The sequence below is a fragment of the Streptomyces sp. NC-S4 genome, assembly GCF_054353315.1.
The window spans coordinates 8,338,956-8,356,885 of the sequence record NZ_CM135937.1 but is presented as its reverse complement, the minus strand read 5'-3'; the positions used below and the strand labels follow the sequence as shown (position 1 = coordinate 8,356,885).

General features: G+C 72.6%; 17 protein-coding genes and 2 pseudogenes. 10 read left to right on the top strand and 9 right to left on the bottom strand.

Annotated elements, in window-relative coordinates; translation table 11 throughout:
* Positions 1-64 precede the first annotated feature (64 nt).
* From ACXNSR_RS37445 to ACXNSR_RS37435, 3 genes are all read right to left on the bottom strand, one after another.
* Entirely contained in the window at positions 65-286 is a 222-nt protein-coding gene (locus ACXNSR_RS37445; RefSeq protein ID WP_458639794.1) for a hypothetical protein, read from the bottom strand.
* 123 nt (positions 287-409) lie between these two features.
* The gene (locus ACXNSR_RS37440) at positions 410-1,552 is read right to left on the bottom strand and encodes an SMI1/KNR4 family protein (protein ID WP_458639793.1); all 1,143 of its coding nucleotides are present in this window, start codon (positions 1,550-1,552) and stop codon (positions 410-412) included.
* Positions 1,553-1,649: 97 nt separating this feature from the next.
* Positions 1,650-1,865, bottom strand: coding sequence for a 3-oxoacyl-[acyl-carrier-protein] synthase III C-terminal domain-containing protein (locus ACXNSR_RS37435; protein ID WP_458639792.1), 216 nt, complete (start codon positions 1,863-1,865; stop codon positions 1,650-1,652).
* Positions 1,866-2,552: 687 nt separating this feature from the next.
* On the opposite strand from ACXNSR_RS37435, the gene ACXNSR_RS37430 reads away from it, so the two are divergent.
* From ACXNSR_RS37430 to ACXNSR_RS37415, 4 genes are all read left to right on the top strand, one after another.
* The gene (locus ACXNSR_RS37430) at positions 2,553-3,965 is read left to right on the top strand and encodes a lamin tail domain-containing protein (RefSeq protein ID WP_458639791.1); all 1,413 of its coding nucleotides are present in this window, start codon (positions 2,553-2,555) and stop codon (positions 3,963-3,965) included.
* A gap of 163 nt (positions 3,966-4,128) precedes the next feature.
* Complete coding sequence (locus tag ACXNSR_RS37425; protein ID WP_458639790.1) at positions 4,129-4,662, top strand: (2Fe-2S)-binding protein; 534 nt, start codon at positions 4,129-4,131, stop codon at positions 4,660-4,662.
* Positions 4,659-5,666, top strand: coding sequence for an FAD binding domain-containing protein (locus ACXNSR_RS37420; protein ID WP_458639789.1), 1,008 nt, complete (start codon positions 4,659-4,661; stop codon positions 5,664-5,666). The genes ACXNSR_RS37425 and ACXNSR_RS37420 overlap by 4 nt, the downstream gene beginning before the upstream one ends.
* Before the next feature lie 100 nt (positions 5,667-5,766).
* Positions 5,767-7,872 carry a xanthine dehydrogenase family protein molybdopterin-binding subunit gene (locus ACXNSR_RS37415; RefSeq protein WP_458639788.1) on the top strand — a complete coding sequence of 702 codons (2,106 nt, stop codon included), beginning with the start codon at positions 5,767-5,769 and terminating at the stop codon, positions 7,870-7,872.
* 46 nt (positions 7,873-7,918) lie between these two features.
* Here ACXNSR_RS37415 and ACXNSR_RS37410 read toward each other — a convergent pair whose 3' ends face one another.
* The gene (locus ACXNSR_RS37410) at positions 7,919-8,563 is read right to left on the bottom strand and encodes a hypothetical protein (RefSeq protein ID WP_458639787.1); all 645 of its coding nucleotides are present in this window, start codon (positions 8,561-8,563) and stop codon (positions 7,919-7,921) included.
* A 145-nt stretch (positions 8,564-8,708) separates the two neighbouring features.
* Here ACXNSR_RS37410 and ACXNSR_RS37405 point away from each other — a divergent pair, with 145 nt between their 5' ends.
* A complete protein-coding gene (locus tag ACXNSR_RS37405) occupies positions 8,709-9,752 on the top strand; it encodes a MarR family transcriptional regulator (protein ID WP_458639786.1) in 1,044 nt (347 codons plus the stop codon).
* Between the two features lie 83 nt (positions 9,753-9,835).
* On the top strand, positions 9,836-10,591 hold the full coding sequence (locus ACXNSR_RS37400; protein WP_458639785.1) for a DUF4839 domain-containing protein: 756 nt from the start codon (positions 9,836-9,838) through the stop codon (positions 10,589-10,591).
* Positions 10,592-10,624: 33 nt separating this feature from the next.
* Here ACXNSR_RS37400 and ACXNSR_RS37395 read toward each other — a convergent pair whose 3' ends face one another.
* Positions 10,625-11,572 carry an AEC family transporter gene (locus ACXNSR_RS37395; RefSeq protein ID WP_458639784.1) on the bottom strand — a complete coding sequence of 316 codons (948 nt, stop codon included), beginning with the start codon at positions 11,570-11,572 and terminating at the stop codon, positions 10,625-10,627.
* A 116-nt stretch (positions 11,573-11,688) separates the two neighbouring features.
* Here ACXNSR_RS37395 and ACXNSR_RS37390 point away from each other — a divergent pair, with 116 nt between their 5' ends.
* From ACXNSR_RS37390 to ACXNSR_RS37380, 3 genes and pseudogenes are all read left to right on the top strand, one after another.
* Positions 11,689-13,056: a sensor histidine kinase gene (locus tag ACXNSR_RS37390; protein WP_458639783.1), complete on the top strand. Its 1,368-nt coding sequence runs from the start codon at positions 11,689-11,691 to the stop codon at positions 13,054-13,056.
* Positions 13,053-13,733: a response regulator gene (locus ACXNSR_RS37385; protein ID WP_458639782.1), complete on the top strand. Its 681-nt coding sequence runs from the start codon at positions 13,053-13,055 to the stop codon at positions 13,731-13,733. The genes ACXNSR_RS37390 and ACXNSR_RS37385 overlap by 4 nt, the downstream gene beginning before the upstream one ends.
* A 403-nt stretch (positions 13,734-14,136) precedes the next feature.
* Positions 14,137-14,336 (top strand): annotated as a pseudogene (locus tag ACXNSR_RS37380) (Tn3 family transposase); the annotation flags it as partial.
* Between the two features lie 175 nt (positions 14,337-14,511).
* Here the strand turns inward: ACXNSR_RS37380 and ACXNSR_RS37375 are convergent.
* Positions 14,512-15,522 (bottom strand): hypothetical protein, encoded by a 1,011-nt coding sequence (locus ACXNSR_RS37375; RefSeq protein ID WP_458639781.1) that lies wholly within the window; start codon positions 15,520-15,522, stop codon positions 14,512-14,514.
* Between the two features lie 411 nt (positions 15,523-15,933).
* Between ACXNSR_RS37375 and ACXNSR_RS37370 the strand changes: the two genes are divergently transcribed.
* Entirely contained in the window at positions 15,934-16,488 is a 555-nt protein-coding gene (locus tag ACXNSR_RS37370; RefSeq protein WP_458643493.1) for a transposase, read from the top strand.
* On the opposite strand, the pseudogene ACXNSR_RS37365 reads toward ACXNSR_RS37370, so the two are convergent.
* The 3 genes and pseudogenes from ACXNSR_RS37365 to ACXNSR_RS37355 all read right to left on the bottom strand — a co-directional run.
* Positions 16,445-16,741 (bottom strand): annotated as a pseudogene (locus ACXNSR_RS37365) (hypothetical protein); the annotation flags it as partial. The gene ACXNSR_RS37370 and the pseudogene ACXNSR_RS37365 overlap by 44 nt on opposite strands.
* 375 nt (positions 16,742-17,116) lie before the next feature.
* The gene (locus ACXNSR_RS37360; protein WP_458639780.1) at positions 17,117-17,332 is read right to left on the bottom strand and encodes a hypothetical protein; all 216 of its coding nucleotides are present in this window, start codon (positions 17,330-17,332) and stop codon (positions 17,117-17,119) included.
* The gene (locus tag ACXNSR_RS37355; protein ID WP_458639779.1) at positions 17,319-17,783 is read right to left on the bottom strand and encodes a hypothetical protein; all 465 of its coding nucleotides are present in this window, start codon (positions 17,781-17,783) and stop codon (positions 17,319-17,321) included. Before ACXNSR_RS37355 ends, ACXNSR_RS37360 begins: the two co-directional genes overlap by 14 nt.
* Positions 17,784-17,930: the final 147 nt, after the last annotated feature.

Here is a 17,930-nt window from a genome sequence, read left to right as displayed (position 1 = left end):
AGCCGATGCCGCCCGGGGTACGTGCGGGCGGATGCCACCGTCTCCCGGTCGTCGCCCGCACCCTTCAGCCGCGTTCCCAGTGGAAACAGGGCTGCGGGACGGCCCCGGGCTCCGCGGTCGGGCCGGGACAGAGCGAAGGCGTACCGCTCGGGACGGGAGCCCGCTCCCAGTGGGTCGACCCCGGACCGGGCTTCTCGGATTCGTCCAGGTAGAGAGTGAGCGCACCGCCCGACAGCACGAGCGCCAGCCATCCCGCCCCCGCCCACCACCAGGCCTTCCGCGACACCGCTCCCCCTCGACCACGACCTCGACCTCGATCACTCGGGACCAGTCTGCCCGGCAGGCCCGCGTGGCGCTCACTTCCAGGCCATCCCCGGGCACGGGCGACACCCTGGATCAATGGGCGGTCCTACGACTCCACTCGCTCCAGGGGATGCGGACCCGGCACCCACTCCGGCAGCCAGTCGGTGGCGAGCGCACCGGCGAGGGCTCCGCGGAACCACTCGCCGAAGCCGAGCCCCGTTTCGTGCCAGTCGCCCCACCCCCGGCGGAACGCCGACACGGTCCAGGTACCGTCCGCCCGCGGGACCAGAAAGAGCCGGTCGCCCTCGACCGTGTGGCCCCAGAGCAGCGCTCCTCCCGGCGCGGGCAGGACGGGGCAGGGCACGGAGCGGGAGTCCGCAAGCAGACGGCTCCACTCCTCCCCGTAACTCCGCAGTTTCCGGGCGCCGCAGAAGTACACGTAGTCGGAGATCACGACGTCGCCGTAGGCGGCTGCCGCGGCCACGTAGTCCGCCGGCAGGACGACGCCCCAGTCACGGGCGACCACCTCGATGGCAGCGGCGCCGTCTCCCGGCGGCCCGACGGGAGGTCCCAGCAGCTCGGCGAGGCTCCAACCGGTCTGCGCCGCCAGGGCCTGCGCCCTCCCCGGAGCGGGTGCGGGCGTCAACGGCGCCCCGTTCAGGTCGGTGTCGCCCTCGACGGTCCACCACAGTTCGCCGTCGCGGGTCAGGTAGGGCGCACAGCCGTCGACCGTGCCGCCGTGGTCCAGTACGTCGGCCACCTCCGCCAAATAAGCGGCCAGCGACGGCCAGCCGTCCTCGAAGGCGCCGCTGCCATCGTGCCAGGCGGTACCCAGCCGTCCCTGCTCCGGCCCCTCGCGCATGTCGATCACCTGCGCGTCCCCGTCGCCGTGGGCCCAAGGGATCCAGCGCACGTGCCACCAGGGCTCGTCCGACGGCCCGGAGGACCCGCGGAGGTCTTCGTCGTCACCCGCGATCTCCTCGCACATCCGCCAGTGGTCCACGATCAGCTCTACCGGTTGAGGCGGCTCGCCAGGAAGGACGGTGCCCCACTTCAGCAGGCCGTCGTGGCACAGCAGGGAGTCGACCAGGTCGGCCGGAAAACGCAGGCCCATCTGCGCCTGCGCCGCCTCGATCCGGTCGGGGTCCGCGGGCGGCGCGAGGATCTCGTACGAGGCGGGGGCGTGCACGCGCAGCCAGGCATCTATGCGGTCCCACGACGAACGGACCGACGGCACAGGAGAACTCATGGCACCGAGCATGCCCCACGCCTCCGACAACGGCCTGCCGGGGTGACGGCCGCGGCGGCCGTCACCCCGGTGGCCGCGTCAGGAGACGCCTGGGGTGTCACCAATGCAGCAGCACGACCGCGCCGCCGGCGCCGCCGGCGAGGCCGAAGAGCGCCACCCGTTCGCCCGGGGCCAGCCGGTCGTGGGCGGCGGCGTGGGCGAGTTGGAGGGTCACGGTCGCAGCGGCGGCGTTCCCGGTGCGCGGGGCACGGACGACTGGTGGACGCAGGCGGGTTCGAGGTCGCGGACGTCCACGTGTTGTTCCTTGAGCCACTGGCCCGCCCGGACGTCGGGGTCGACGAAGGAACCCAGCAGGGCCTCGGAGTCAACGTGAGGGCCTCGGGGTGGTCGGGGGCGTGGTGAGGGTCGTAAGGAGTGGCGGCGGGCCATCCCGCGGAGTTGGCGAGGAACACCGAACCGGTCATGCCCGGCACGGGCGAGGCCTCCGCCGGGAGAGCCGCACCCAGGTCGGCGCCGGTCAGGGGGCAGTCCGGTGCGCAGCCGGTCGCGGGTGAGGTGCCAGCGGGAGAAGCGGCATCCGCCGCGAGGTCGCGGGCCTTGTCCGCATCGCGTGCACCGGCGATCACGTCCCAGCACGCTCCCGCCGGACGGAACACGATCATCCGGCCGAAGCCTCCCGTCGCCGTCCCGTCACCAGCACGCTCCGCCCGTCCGCTCCCGCGGCCAACGCTCCACGCCCTTCCCGGCCGGACAGCCGTGCCGAAGCCGGTCGGCCGTGCTCGCACGCGGACAACGACTGTGCCCCGGCCCCGCTGGTGGCCCCGCGGACGGCCAGGCGGAGCCGGGGAGCAGTCGGTGCGAGGAGCGAGGAGAGCAGGCCCGTTCTTTGGGCTACCCGCGCTGTTCGCGGCGTGTTCAGCCCGCGGCTGCCGCCGTGCCCCACGCTTCGCCGGGAGCGCGGGCGCGCTCACCTGCCCACCCATGAGACGAGGACCGGCCGTTGCGTACGAACTGGCGTAGAGAAGCCCACATCATCGCCGTCGCCCTGACCGTCCTGGCCGTCGGCCTGTCCGGTGCGCCGGCCTCGGCACACACCCTGCCGACGGTGCGGATCAACGAGGTCGAGTCGAGCGGCGGCAGCCCCGGTGACTGGATCGAGCTCGTCAACACCGGGACCACCGCGGTCGACATCTCCAAGTGGGTCGTCAAGGACAACGACAACTCCCACTCCTACACGATCGCCAAGAACACCTCGCTGGCCCCGGGTGCCTTCCTCGCTCTCGACGTCGAGTCCTCGTTCGGGCTGGGCAGCTCCGACTCCGCGCGGCTGTTCACGGCGGGCGGCTCCACCCTGGTCGACTCCTACGCCTGGACCGCCCACGCGACGACCAGCTACGGCCGGTGCCCGGACGGCACCGGTACGTTCACCACCACGACCGCCGCGTCCAAGGGTGCCGCGAACATCTGCGGCACCTCCGGCGGCGGCCAGCCCGCACCGGGACCCTGGCCCGGCGACTCCGCGGTCACCGTCGCGGACGCCTCCAACGTGTTCGGGGAGAACCTCAGCGGCCTGTCCTTCGAGAGCGCCGGCGTGCTCTGGGCGGTGAACAACGGGCCCGGCAAGCTCTACCGGCTCGTGCCCAACGGCTCGGCATGGCGTCCCGACCCGGTCGGCGGCTGGGCGGCGGGCAAGGCCCTGCACTACGCGAACGGCAGCGGCGACCCCGACGCCGAGGGGGTGGTCGTCACCCCCGACGGCCTGTTCGTCGCCACCGAACGCGACAACGGCAACGGCTCCACGAGCCTGCCGAAGATCCTCCGCTACGACACCACCTCCAGCGCCTCCTCGCTGAACGCGACCGCCGAGTGGAACCTCACCGCCGACCTGCCCTCCCTGGCGGCCAATGCCGGGCCCGAGGCCCTCTCGTGGGTGCCCGACTCGTTCCTGACCGCGCACGGCTTCCGTGACGAGCACACCGGCGCCGTCTACGACCCGGCGTCCTACCCCGGCCACGGCAGCGGCCTGTTCTTCACCGGCGTCGAGGCCAACGGCACCGTGTACGCCTACGCCCTGGACCTGTCGGGCGGCGGCTACACCCGCGTCGCCACCATCGCCAGCGGCTTCACCGGCGTGATGGACCTGGAGTTCGAGCCCGCCACGGGCCACCTGTGGGCGGCCTGCGACGACACCTGCCAGGGCCGGACCTCGGTCCTCGGCATCGACGCCCAGGGCAGGTTCACCGCGACCGCCGTCCACGACCGGCCGACGGGCATGCCGAACTACAACAACGAGGGCTTCGCCATCGCCCCCCAGTCCACCTGCACCGCCGGCCGCAAGCCGGTGCTATGGTCCGACGACGCCAACGACGGCGGCCACGCACTGCGCGCCGGCACCGTGAACTGCACCCCCTGACACCGGCGCCCGCCCCTGACACCCCCGTGCCCCGACAGGGGCGCGGGGGCACCGCGCGTCCGCCGCCGGGCACCCGCTTGTCCCACACAGGAGGTGTGAGATCCGCCCCCGCCGGTTATCCGAGGAAGGTCTATCGATATTCCCGGGCAAAGGGGCAACAGTGGTGCATCCAAGGCAGGAGACCCACTCCGGCATCCGGCTGCATGTGAACGGCCGTCGCTACGAGCTCGACGTGGACCACCGCGTCACCCTCCTGGACCTGCTGCGGGAGCACATCGGCCTGACCGGCGCGAAGAAGGGCTGTGACCACGGCCAGTGCGGCGCCTGCACCGTCCTGGTCGGCGGCCGGCGCGCCAACAGCTGCCTGCTGCTCGCCGTCGCCCACGACGGTACCCGGGTCACCACCGTGGAGGGGCTGGCCGATGACGAGACGGGCGGCCTGCATCCGTTGCAGGAGGCCTTCATGGAACGGGACGCCTTCCAGTGCGGCTACTGCACGCCCGGCCAGCTCTGCTCCGCCGCCGGACTGCTCGCCGAGGCGGCCGCCGACCCCGGGGCCGCGGACCTCGGCCGCTCCGGGATCGCCGAAGCGATGAGCGGCAACCTGTGCCGCTGCGGCGCCTACCCCCGCATCGTGGACGCCGTACAGGACGTGGTGGCCGCCCTGGCTCCCGGTGACGGGCGGGTGGGCGCGTGAAGCCGTTCGCGTACGTGCGCGCCACCGGCCTCCCCGAGGCCATCGCCGCCCACGGCGCGCGGCCCGGCTCCCGCTACCTCGGCGGCGGCACCAACCTGGTGGACCTCATGAAGCTCGGCGTCGAGGCCCCCGACACCCTCATCGACCTCGCCGGCCTGCCGCTCGGCTCCATCGAGGAGACCGCGGACGGCGGCCTGCGGATCGGCTCCGGGGTGCGGGGCAGCGACCTCGCGCGCCACCCCCTCGTACGCACCCGCTACCCCGCCCTGTCCCAGGCGCTCCTGGCCGGTGCCTCGGCCCAGCTGCGCAATGTCGCCACCACCGGCGGCAACCTGCTCCAGCGCACCCGCTGCCCCTACTTCCAGGACGTGGCCAAACCCTGCAACAAGCGCGAGCCCGGCACCGGTTGCGGCGCCCGCGACGGAGTCCACCGGGACCACGCGGTTCTCGGCCACTCCTCGCAGTGCATCGCCACCCACCCGTCCGACATGGCCGTGGCGCTCGTCGCGCTCGACGCGGCCGTCGAACTCCAGGGCCCCGACGGCCCCCGTACGGTGCCCGCGACCGCCTTCCACCGGTTGCCGGGCGACCACCCCGAACGCGACACCGTCATCGAGCCCGGCGAGATCCTCACGGCGGTCACGCTCCCGCCGGACCGTGCCGGTCTTCCGTCGTGCTACCGCAAGGCCCGCGACCGCGCCTCGTACGCCTTCGCGCTCGCCTCCGTCGCCGCCGTGCTCGACCTCTCCGGGGGACGCGTCCGCCATGTCGCGCTCGCCTTCGGCGGGCTCGCCCACCGCCCCTGGCGCGCGACCGCCGCCGAGGAGCGGCTGCTGGGCGCCGCCTTCACCGAGAGCGCCGTACGGGAGGCCGTCGCGGCCGAGCTCGACGCGGCGCAGCCGCTGCGCGACAACGCCTTCAAGGTCCCCCTCGCCCGCAACCTCGCCCGCGACGTGCTCGACACCCTCTCCGGGAACGCCCTCTCCCGCGGCTCCCGCCCCTGAACCGTCCCTCCGCCCCTCACCTCACCTCACCTCCCCGCCCTGCCCCTCACCTCCCCGCCCCTCCCCCGCCCCCGCCCCCGCCCCGATCGCGAGGACCGCCATGGACCCCAGCCCCGCCGCCCCGGCGCCCTCCCTCGGCAGCCCCGTCATCCGCCTGGAAGGGCCGGACAAGGTCACCGCGCGGGCCCGCTACGCGGCCGAGCACGCCCTGCCGGACCGGGCGTACGCCTGGCCGGTGCCCGCCACCGCGGCCCGCGGCCGCGTCACCGCCGTCGACACCGCCGACGCGCTCGCGCTGCCCGGTGTCCTCTGCGTCCTCACCCCCTACGACGCGCCCCGGCTGGGGCCCTCCGACGACCCCACCCTCCACGTGCTCCAGGACCCCGAAGTGCCCCACCGCGGCTGGTACGTGGCCCTGGCCGTGGCCGAGACCCCGGAAGCCGCCCGGGCCGCGGCCGCCGCCGTCCGCGTCCGCTACGACGCCGAGCCCCACGACACCGTGCTGCACACCGGCCACCCGGCGGCCTACACCCCCGAACAGGTCAACGGCGGCTATCCGGCCCACCGCGAGAAGGGCGACGCGGCCGCCGCGTTCGCCGCCGCGCCGGTCCGGGTGGACTGCGCGTACGCCGTGCCGCCGCTGCACAACCACCCCATGGAGCCCCACGCCGCGACCGCTCACTGGGACGACGACGCCGGCACCCTCACCGTGTACGACTCCAGCCAGGGGTCCGGCTTCGTACGCTCCACCCTGGCCTCCCTCTTCGGGCTGCCCGCGGACCGCGTCACGGTGGTCTCCGAGCACGTCGGCGGCGCCTTCGGCTGCAAGGGCACGCCCCGCCCGCACGTCGTCCTCGCCGTCATGGCCGCACGGCACACCGGCCGCCCCGTCACCCTCGCCCTGCCCCGGCGCCACCTCGCGGCCGTCGTCGGCCACCGTGCGCCCACCCTGCACCGCGTGCGCCTGGGCGCCCGTGCGGACGGCACGCTCACCGCCCTCGCCCACGAGGTCACCACCCACACCTCCCGCGTCCGGGAGTTCGTCGAACAGGCCGCCGTCCCCGCCCGCGTGATGTACGCCGCGCCCGCCCTCCTCACCACCCACCGCGTCGTGCCCCTCGACGTGCCCACGCCCTCCTGGATGCGGGCGCCCGGCGAGTGTCCAGGCATGTACGCCCTGGAGTCGGCCATGGACGAGCTGGCCTGCGCCCTCGGCATCGACCCGGTCGAGCTGCGCGTCCGCAACGAGCCCGCCGCGGAACCCGACAGCGGCCTCCCGTTCAGCAGCCGCCATCTGGTGGAGTGCCTGCGCGAGGGGGCCGCCCGGTTCGGCTGGGCCGCGCACCGCAGGCCGCGCCGGGACGGCCCGCTGCTGATCGGCACCGGGGTCGCGGCAGCCACCTACCCGGTGTACGTCGCCCCCTCCTCGGCACGGGCGCACGCCCTCCCCGACGGCAGGTACCTCGTACAGACCAACGCCACCGACCTCGGCACCGGAGCCCGCACCGTCCTGGCTCAGATCGCCGCCGACGCGCTGGGGGTCGCCCTGGACCGGGTGACGGTGGAGATCGGCCACTCCGCGCTGCCGCAGGGCTCGGTGGCCGGCGGCTCGGCCGGTACGGCCTCCTGGGGATGGGCGGTCCACGACGCCTGCACGAGCCTGGTCGACCTGCTCGCCGGCCGCTCCGGCCCGATCCCGGAGGCCGGCGTGTCCGTCGCGGCCGATACGACGGCCTCCGCCAAGCAGAAGTCCCCGTACGCCAGGCACGCGTTCGGCGCCCACTTCGTGCAGGTGCAGGCCGACACCGTCACGGGCGAGGTCCGGGTCCGCAGGCTCCTGGGCGTCTTCGCGGCGGGCCGCGTCCTGAACCCGCTCACCGCCCGCTCCCAGTTCGTCGGCGGCATGGTCATGGGGCTGGGCATGGCCCTCACCGAACACAGCACCATGGACCCGGCTTTCGGGGACTTCACCGAGAACGACCTCGCCTCCTACCACGTACCCACCCACGCCGACGTGCCCGACATCGAGGTGCACTGGCTGGACGAGCACGACGAGCACCTCAACCCGGTGGGCGGCAAGGGCATCGGCGAGATCGGCGTCGTCGGCACCGCGGCGGCCATCGGCAATGCCTTCCACCACGCGACCGGACGCCGGATCCGCGAACTCCCCCTCACCCCGGACCGTGTCCTGGCGGCCATCGGCTGAGGCCGGTGCGCGGCGCACCGGCCTCGGCCGGAACCGTCCCGAGCGGCTACGGCTCGCCGATCCACGCCCACACGGTCTCGTTGGTGGCCATCGCGATGGCGGCGTCCTCCAGCCCGACCAGCGCGCCGGTCGTCGGCGTCCCGGCGCCGAGGATGTCCGGCGCCGGGACGGCCCGGAACAGCGAGGACGCGGGTCGGGCGGGCAGCGCGATCCAGCCGCCGACCCGCAGGTCCCCGCAGAACCAGACCACGCCCCGCCCGTCGCGCACCGACAGCCAGTCCTCGGGGGACATGGACCCGCGGAACGCGGCGACCGGGGTGCGGTCCGGTGCCAGCAGCTGGACCAGGGCCCCCACCAGCGCCTGGTTGTCCGAACTGGCCTCCCCCTCCAGTCGGCACGGCCACACCTGCCACGGTTCCTGCTCCAGCGTCTTCAGCGCGTGCTTCCTCCGGGCCCCCAGCTCGGTGGGCCAGACGACGGCGAAGCCGATCGCGCCGCTCATCCCGGCCAGTACGAAGGGCATGTGGAAGATCACCATCATCGCCACCGTCACGACGATCCCGCCCGCGAGGCCCTGGGCGATCCTGCTCGCGTAGCCCGGCTCCAGCGCGTTCTGCGCCTTGCGCGCCACGCCCCGCACCTGTGCCGCCGGTGTGGGCGATATCGCGTACCCGTATTCCTCGGCCAACATGTGTGCCTCCCCTGGGACGGCCCCGGATCCCGCCCCTCGCCGAACAGGATTCACCCGGGCCGGAAGAGCAGTCGACTCGTTTCGGTCTGTCCCGAATCGACGGCGGTGGGGAGCATCGCCCAAAGGGGCGGGCGAGGGGGTGGACGTGCTGCGGTTTCATTTCGCCGCGGAGGATCTGGCGCTGGTGAGGGTCACGGTGCTGGGTCCGCTCGCGGAGACGCAGCTGAGCTTGTGGAACCTGCAGCGGCGTGACGGCAAGGCGCTGTTCGGCGGCTGGCGTACGCGCACGGGCCCGCTGGTCACCAGCGACGGGCCGGACACGGCACGGTTCCTCAGCCGTCCCGCCGGAGCTCTGGTGGATCTGTTCACCCTGGTGGGCTCGGCGGGCTCCCTGGACGAGGGGCTGCAGCGCCTGAGCAGTGCGCCGGACCGTCGGCTGCGCGCGGAGTTCGCCGTGCTTCCGCCCAGGGACAGGTGGCGGGCGCCGTGGCTGGCCGAAGCGATGAATGCCGACCCGCGGGCGGTGCGCAGGCTGGTCGCCTCGCTGCAGGACTGCCACCGCGTCGCGGTGGCCCCGTACTGGGGGCGGATCCAACGGCACCTGGAGGGGGAAGTGGCCCGGCGGGGGCGGCTCATGGTGGAGGGCGGGGTGGGGGCGTTGCTGGACAGCCTGCGCCCGATGGCCGTGTGGAAGCCGCCCGTACTGGAGATCCCGGGTTACCGGCCGCTGGTCCACCCGGAGACCGACTTCCACCTGGCGGGTCGTCCGCTCGTGCTGGCTCCGTCGGTGTTCTGCGGTCCGGTTCCCCAGGTGTTCGACGACGACTGGTCCGGCACCGTGGTCATGGTGTATCCGGCGCTGAACACCCCGGTGGAGGCGGTCGGTCTGTGGGCTCCCCCGGCCGATCCACGCCGGGCCGATTCTCCTGTGCCACCGGCCCTGTCCGCGCTCCTGGGCCGTACCAGGGCGGTCGTGCTGTGCGTAATAGCCGACCATCCGGCGTGCACGACCACGCAGCTCGCCCGGAGGGCGGGCATTTCACCGGCCAGCGCGAGCGAGCATGCCACCACGCTGCGCGCCGCCGGGCTGACCACCCTCACCCGGGAGCGGAAGACCGCCCTCCATACGGTGACGCAGCTCGGCTCGACCCTGCTGAACTCGGGCGGTTCGGCCCCGTCCGGCACCTGAACACGGCCCCGCCTTCTTCGCGGAGTCCCCTATGCTCGCGAGGCATCTGGTGTGAAGAGTCCGATCGGGGGACGCGGAGCCGCATGGCCGACGAGATCGAGCACGAGTACGAGTACAAGACCGTGCGGACGGTTCGCGGCGCCGACGGCCCGGTGATCTCGAAGATGCAGAAGGACGGCTGGGAACTCGTCGACCGGACGCAGGGCATGCTGCGCTCCAGCCTCGACTTCCGTCGGCCGAAGACGCCCCCGCCGTGGCGTCTGATCGGCGCGGTGGTCGCCGTCCTCGTGGTCCTGGCCGGCGTCATCGCCACGGCCGCTGTGCTCGAGGACGGCGACGGAGGCGAGCAGAAGAACGCGTCGGGCACGTCGACGGCCGTTGCGAGCGGCAAGCCCTCCGCTGCGCCGGCCCCGGCTTCGGCTTCCGCTTCGGCTTCGCCCGGGCCGGCTGCCACTGATGTGATCACGCCTCAGAACAATCCCGAGTTCGCGGCGCTGCTGAAGGCGGACTCGTGCGACGACGCGAACCTGGACTTCGCGACCGGGCACAAGGGCCGGACGGTCGCGTTCGACGGGTCGATCGTGCACATGGCGCCCCACGGTGACCGGGACACCCGCTACGACTTCCTGCTGGGCCCGGGCGACGAGGGGCCGCGAACAGCGGCCGGCCCGGCCTTCAAGTACGAGGACGTCAACATCCTCGACCTGAAGCTGACCGGCGAGAAGGTGCCCGCCGCCGTCGGCCCGGGCGACCGGTTCCACTTCGTCGCCGAGGTGGGCGGGTTCAACGCGGACCAGTGCCTCTTCTTCCTCGAGCCCGTCTCGACCGGAACCCGGTAGCCGGGCCGGGGCCGGGGCTGGTGGCACGGGCGTTCACGCGGCCACGACCTGCAGCCACAGCGGCAGCAGCAGGAGCGACACCAGCGAACTCTTGATGACGATCGACGCGGAGAGGTCGACGCCGACGTCGTAGCGCTGGGCGAAGATGAACAGGTTCTGCGGGGTCGGCATCGCCGCGATCAGGACGAGGTACGCGAGCCACTCGCCCCGGACGCCGACGAGCAGCCCGCAGACCGCCCAGGTCAGCAGCGGGAACGCCAGGCACTTGAAGCCTATGAGGGCGAGTTCCTCGCCCGTGGTGCCCCGCAGGTCGAGGCCGAGGCCGCCCAGGTGGAGGCCGAGGGCGAACAGGGCCACCGGGGAGGCGCTGTCCCCGACGAAGGCGGCACCGTCCAGGACGACGGCCGGGACCCGTACCGAGAGCAGGTTCAGCAGGATCCCCGCGTTGCAGGCGAGGACCAGCGGGGTCGCGAGCGAGGCGCCGACGGCGCGGGAGAGGCGGCGGCCCGGACCGCCGGCCGCCGGGCCCGCGCGGCCCAGTTCCATGAGGGCGATGACGACCAGGGACAGTACGCAGACCTGGAACAGCAGGATCGGGAAGATCGGCGCCGCCGTGCCGAACACGGTGATGAAGACGGGTACGGCGAAGTAGGCGGTGTTCACCTGGACCCCCGCCATCACCCGCAGCGCCACGTCGCGCGGCTCGCGCAGGCCGTGGACGACCGCCGCCACGGCGACCGCCGCCACGGCGAGGGCCGCGGCCCCGGCATAGCCGCCGATCGCCCGCCAGTTGAACAGGGCTCCGAGGTCGCTGGCGTAGATGTTGCCGAAGAGGTAGCAGGGGACGGCGAAGAGGAAGGCGTAGTCGGAGAAGACCTTCGAGGCCTCGGCCGGAACGATCTTCCGGCGGGCGAGCAGTACCCCGCCGCCGAACGCCAGCAGCACCGGCACCAGTTTCTCCAACGCCGCCGCGGCACCCATGCCCGTATCCCCCATGATCGACTGCACGCAGCCTAGCCCCACCCGCCTCCGGGCGGTCCGGGCCGTCCGGGGCCTCCGGGGCCTCCGGGGCCTCCGGCGCATAGGCTGGTCCGATCATGAGCGACGAACCCCGGAACCGGCCGCGCGGCCGTACTCGCGAACGCACCCGTCCCTCCCCGGCGGCCGGTGCCCGGATGCCCGGCGCACTGGCGCGGCTCGCCGTCGTGCTGCGCACCCCGGCGGGGGCGGCGCAGCCCTTGTTCGCCCGGGCGCCCGGGCGGTGGCAGCGGGCGCTGCCGTTCGTCGTCGTCGGCATCTTCGTCGTCACCCTGCTGCCGGTGACCATCACGGTGCTGACCGACGACTACGGGGTCGGCGGCGGCTGGGCGGGCGCGCTTGGGGTGGCACAGACCGTGCCGCTGCTCCTCGCGCTGACCCGGCCGCTCCACGCCTGGATCGTCGTCCTGGCCGCCGACACCGTCGCCGCGGTGCTGCTCGTCGGTGCCGACAAGATGGCCGGGCATTCCTGGCCGTGGCCGCCGATGACCATCGTCGGCTACCTGGTGCTGATGGCCTGCCTGGGGCTGCGCGAGCCCGTCCGGACCCTGGTCGGGGTGTGGCTGGTGACCGGCCTCGTCGGTACCGTCCTGGGCTTCTCCGAGCCCGCGGGCGTGATGAACACCAACGCCCTGCTCTTCGTGCTCAGCGGCGTCATGCTGGTCCTGACGGGCGCGCTGCGCGGGGTCGGTGACGCGCAGCAGCGGGTCGCCGAGCAGGAGAGCATCAGCGAGGCGGAGCGGTCCCGGCGGACCCTGCTGGAGGAACGGGCCCGGATCGCACGCGAGTTGCACGACGTGGTGGCCCACCACATGTCGGTGATCACCGTGCAGGCCGATTCGGCGCCGTATCGGGTTCCGGGCATGTCGGAGCCCGTACGGGAGGAGTTCGCCGCGATCGCGGCGAGCGCGCGGGAGTCGCTGGGCGAGATGCGGCGGCTGCTGACCGTACTGCGCGGCGACGGCGCGGGCGGATCTGACGGGACGGACGGCACCGACGGGGCGCGGGCCCCTCAGCCGGGGATCGACCGGCTCCAGCAGCTGGTGGAGGCGACCGTACGGGCCGGGCAGCCGGTGGAGCTGTCGCTGGCGGCCGGGGCGGCCGGGGCGGCGCCGCCCGCGGTGGACCTGTCGGCGTACCGGATCGTGCAGGAGGCCCTGGCCAACGTGGTGCGGCACGCGCCCGGCGCCGCCACCCGGGTCTCGGTGACGGTGGACGAGGACGAGGTCCTGGTGCTCGTGGTCAACGGTCCGGCGCGGGACTCCGTGGTGGAGCTGGAGAGTTCGGGCACGGGGCACGGTCTGGTGGGAATGCGCGAGCGCGTACGGTTGACGGGCGGGACGCTCGACACGGGCCCGCTGCCGGACGGCGGCTTCCGCGTCGCCGCCCGGCTGCCCCTGAACGATCCGACCGAGGACCCCAGTTGACCATTCGCGTGATCATCGTCGACGACCAGGCCATGGTGCGGGCCGGGTTCGCCGCCCTGCTGTCGGCGCAGGCCGACATCGACGTGGTGGGCGAGGCCCCCGACGGGCGGCAGGGCGTGCAGGTGTCCCGCTCCGCGCACCCCGATGTGGTGCTGATGGACGTACGGATGCCGGAGATGGACGGGCTCACGGCCGCCCGGGAGATCCTCGATCCCCCGCCCGGGGTGGTACACCGGCCGAAGGTGCTGATGCTGACCACCTTCGACATCGACGACTACGTGTACGAGGCGCTGCGCGCGGGCGCCTCCGGGTTCCTGCTCAAGGACGCCCCGCCGGCCGATCTGATCGCTGCGGTCCGGGTGGTCGCCTCGGGCGAGGCGCTGCTGGCGCCCTCGGTGACCCGACGGCTGATCGCGGACTTCGTGCAGCACCGCCCGGCGCCGCGCAAGGACCCGGCTCTGCGGCTGAAGGGGCTCACCCCGCGCGAGACCGAGGTGTTGGAGCTGATCGCGCGCGGGCTGTCGAACCAGGAGATCGCGGGGCACCTGGTGCTGGCGGAGCAGACGGTGAAGACGCACATCGGGCGGGTGCTGGCCAAGCTGGACCTGCGGGACCGGGCCCAGGCCGTGATCTTCGCGTACGAGGCGGGGCTGGTCCGGCCGGGCGACTCCGGCTGAGCCCGCCCGGTGCCGCCGCAGGGCGCCCTTGCCCTTCCGGTCCGCCATGCGTGCGCACGGGCCGAGGCGCACCCGAGTACCGGGCCCGGCCCCGAAGGCACGGGGCCTCGGGGGCGCGTTGCCGGCCGGGCCGGATCAGGGATCGCCGCTCGGCGCGTGCGCCGCGGGCACCGCAAGGCCCCGTGGGCCGTCCCTTTCGGACCTTGCCGGGCCCGCGACGCCCGGCACCGCACAGGGCCGCGTCGTCGGGGCGCCCGAGTACGCCCAGTACACGGTGCGCCTCCGCCTTGCCGGTCTCCCCCCGGCCTTGGCGGGCCCGGGGAGACGGGGACGTACGGGGTGCTGCAGCCACTCGCCCGCAACGCGTGAACCTGAAGAAGATCGAGACGTGGGGCCGGACATCGGCACCATCCGCCAGGCGTACCGCGACGGGATGGAGGACCAGCTCGGCGCGCTCGGCCTGGTCCTCAACGCCTTCGTGCTCTGGACGACGAAGTACATCGAAGCTGCCGTCGCCAAGTTCCGCGCCGAGAGAGCCACGAGATCCCGGGCGAGGACATCGCCCGGCTCTCGCCGCTCAAGCACCGCAATCTCAGAGGGCGTTGTCGTACCGATCGTGGGGCTTGTCGATCGAACGGGAGTCTTGCTCGGGCGATCGCGGTCGGTGCCGGGCGTGCGAAGGCCCAATCGGCCTGACGGGCGATCTTGCGCGCTTCGACCGGGAACTGCAGCGGCTGCTCATTGATCGCCAGCGGGAAGCTGACATTCCGGCACCCGGCTACTTGGGCCTCTCTGGTGCCGTGGCGCTGGCACAGACGGGGCGGGTGCGGGCGGCATAGGAGCGGGCGGCCACGATGAGGCCGACGCCCAGACCGCCGAATGCCAGGCCGCCGAACTCGGCAAACCAGGTGATCCCCGAGCTGGTGGTGAAGGGCGGGGACGGCTTGATCTTGGGCAGCACACCGGCAGCCATGAGCGGGACCATGATGAGGATGGCGGCCCCGTACATCGCCAGTGGGACACCGGTCAGCCAAGCTGGAATCAAGGGCAGCAGGCGCGGGACCCGTCGTCCGGACAAGAACAGCGTCCAGCGGGGGAACACCTGCCCCCACACGTACAGCAGCCCCAGCAGCAGGAAGATCCCGACCATCGCCGCCAGCACGGTCACGTCGATCCCCGCCGACGCAGTTGCCTTCGACGGCCCCGACGCACCAACGCTCGTCGTCCTCTGCCAGTCGTCGCCCGCGACGCCGAGCGTGTTGCCGCCCAGCGTCCAGATGGTCTTGGCTCCCGCCCACGGCAGGAGTCCGCACATGAGCAGGTACACCGCGATGCGGGTCCGCCTAGGGGCTCGGGAGGCGGCTGGGTGGGCAAGCGAGCCGTCGCTGGCGCCGGCGTGCGGTCGCCCACATCGCGGGCAGTCGCCGCGCAGCCGTCGGCGGTACGACAAACCGACCAGGAGCAGGAAGGTGGCGCCGGACGTGTTCAACAGCACCTGGGTCAGCCCGGTGGCGCTCTCGATCCCCGAGAGCGTCGTAATCGTCACGAAATAGATCGGCAGTCCGTTCATTCCCACGACGAAGACCGGGAGTGCCACGATCAGTGCCGTCGCCACCGCGACCCGGCCGAGCTTGGCGAGAGTTCGGGTGCTGGCGAGGCAGGCGCCGCCGGCCAGGAGCGCGAGGGCCGCCAGGAAGAGCTGGACCCCCGGCGCGTACGCGGCGTGCTCCTTCCATTGCACGGTGGTGCCCGTCACCGCCCAGGTGACCTCGACAGCGGCGTACAACACGCCCCAGGATGCGGCTGCCACGGGCGCCCATACGGGCCACCGCCGCCACCACAACATCCGCCCCGGGCTTGCGGTCGGCGGCTTAGGAACGCCACCTGTCTCCGAGTTCGCAGGAACAACCACCGTGACCCCCGTGTATCCGGATTGCCGACGCTCCAAGATTCCGCGTCACCCGCCCTGATCACATCCATCCCACGGATCATCCGGCTTCCCCCGCGCGGGGGAAGCCGGATCGTGAGTGTCAGCCCGGGGCGGATTTACGGTGCGGTGCGCCGACCGTTGTCGAAACGATCAGGGTGCTTGCCGATCGGACGGAAGTCTCGATCGGGTGATTACGGGCAGTCGGCGCGTAGAGGCAGGGCCTCCTGCACAGTTCGGGGACCGTCGAAGTCCTAGGAGTTCCACGACCGGCTGCGCGTCAATGTCCGCACCCGGGCGGGCCGGGACGCCGAGCCCAGCGCGGGCGTGATCGACTCGCAGTCGGTCAAGGCCGACGCCGTCGTCGGCGCCGACAGCCGCGGCTTCGACGGCGGCAAACTGATCAATGGGCGCAAGCGGCACGTCGTCGTCGACACGCTTGGCCTGCTGCTCGGGGTGGTGGTCACCGCCGCGGATGTCGGTGACCGCGCCGCCGCCGAGGTGCTGCTCGCCCAAGTGGCCGACGCGCACCACCTGCTGGAGCTCATCTGGGCCGACGGCGGCTACACCGGCGGACTCATCGCTTTCTGCCTCACCGCCTTGGCGCTGGTCCTGGCCGTCGTCAAACGCAGCGACGACCAGAAGGGGTTCGTGGTGCTGCCCAAGCGGTGGATCGTCGAACGATTCTTCGCCCACCTGATGCGCACCCGCCGCCTGGTACGGGACCTCGAACGCCGCACCAGCACTGATGCCGAGGCGATGATCTACTGGTCGATGACCCTGCTCATGACCCGCCGACTGGCCCGGCCACGTCCTTCGCGAGAGTGAACCGCCCCGGCGCGGGCTCGGCCAGCCAGTCCCGGGCCACCAGCCGCTTCGCCTTCGACCGCAACGCCTCCACCTTCACCGGCACCACCTCCAGGCCGAAGCAGGCGGCCATCTCCTGGCATGAAAGCGGACCTTGACCGAGCCGATCGCGGTCGGCCAGGACCCCCAGGATGCGCTGATAGTCCACCGACAGTGCCGACCAGCCCAGTCCCGCATGCCACATCGGCACCACCGATTTCGCCTTCGCCGACTCCGCAGACTCGGGCCGGGCCTGCTGTTCACCGGGATCCCCAGGTCGTCGCAGGCATCGGGACCGTCGGCGTTGTCGTCGTCCCGAGCCAGTACCTCGCCGACGCGCGACCGGGCGATGACCCACTCGCTCCACTCCTGCTCGGCCACGGCGAGCTCGGCGTCGATACGGTCGGCCTCCTCCCGCAGTGCGTCCACGCGACGGCGTGCAGTGAGCTCGCGCTCTTCCAGAAGCCCAACGATTGACGGCATCCCCGACCTCCACCCGAGTGACAACGAGACACGTCACCACTCCCACGAGACCGACGACCCTATGCCTGACCAGCGAGAACGCGGTCCTCAAGTCCGGAAAGACAACAGCCACTCAATTGCGCTGTGTTCACATGGACAGCGGGTCGACCGGCGGCCATGGGTAGCCCAGTTGCTCGGCATCATGCGAACCTCCCCAGACCTCGACAGTGGAACGGGGATCGCCTGCGATCAGCCGCGCTTCGAGGTGCTCGGCCTGGTCCGCCGGGTCATCTGCGGAAATCGGGAGGGTCATCCCGAACTGAAGCCACGGCTGATCCGCATCGGCCCGGTTACGGGGATGCATCAGGACGACGTGGATTCGATCGGGTTCCGTTCCGCTTCATCTCCTCGAAGATCCACTTTTCGGCGTCGGTGAACTTCTGCTCACTCCGCGCCGACCCCGTCGGTGGGATGACCGGACTGGCCGAGGCGTTGAACCCCCCAATGGTGCCGTCGAGGATGTTTCCGTCCACGACCACGGCTTCGAGCGCCTGTTTGACAGCCCTGTCGAACTCTTCCACGGCCCTCACCGCCGCGGCGATGTACGCGGTCCAGGACTCCTCCACGCTCTTCAGGTCCGGGTCACGTCGCAGGGTCCGCGCCTGCGCCGGATCCTGGACCCGCGTGAAGTCGAAGGTCGCGCGTCCCGCTGCCGAGACGGCCATGCCTGCGGCGACCGCGTCGTCCCGCGCTGATTCGACCTTCTTCTTCAGGTCCTCGAAACCGGTGTGCGCGTCCGTCAGAAGCTTGGCCACCGCCCTTGCCTCGGTCTGCGCGGACTTGCACTCGCGCCGAGTCGTCCACCCCACAGGGCGGCGGTGCCGCGGGCACGATAGACCAAGGTCCTGGGCCAGGGGTCTTCCAGGTGGGCGGCGATATGCCGACGAAGACCGAAGGGATCA

Bases quoted from the DNA above. Each gene is read 5' to 3' on its own strand.
- ACXNSR_RS37440 (WP_458639793.1), bottom strand. From the start codon at position 1,552: ATGAGTTCTCCTGTGCCGTCGGTCCGTTCGTCGTGGGACCGCATAGAT.
- ACXNSR_RS37415 (WP_458639788.1), top strand. From the start codon at position 5,767: ATGGACCCCAGCCCCGCCGCCCCGGCGCCCTCCCTCGGCAGCCCCGTC.
- ACXNSR_RS37410 (WP_458639787.1), bottom strand. From the start codon at position 8,563: ATGTTGGCCGAGGAATACGGGTACGCGATATCGCCCACACCGGCGGCA.
- ACXNSR_RS37400 (WP_458639785.1), top strand. From the start codon at position 9,836: ATGGCCGACGAGATCGAGCACGAGTACGAGTACAAGACCGTGCGGACG.
- ACXNSR_RS37395 (WP_458639784.1), bottom strand. From the start codon at position 11,572: ATGGGTGCCGCGGCGGCGTTGGAGAAACTGGTGCCGGTGCTGCTGGCG.
- ACXNSR_RS37390 (WP_458639783.1), top strand. From the start codon at position 11,689: ATGAGCGACGAACCCCGGAACCGGCCGCGCGGCCGTACTCGCGAACGC.
- ACXNSR_RS37360 (WP_458639780.1), bottom strand. From the start codon at position 17,332: ATGCATCCCCGTAACCGGGCCGATGCGGATCAGCCGTGGCTTCAGTTC.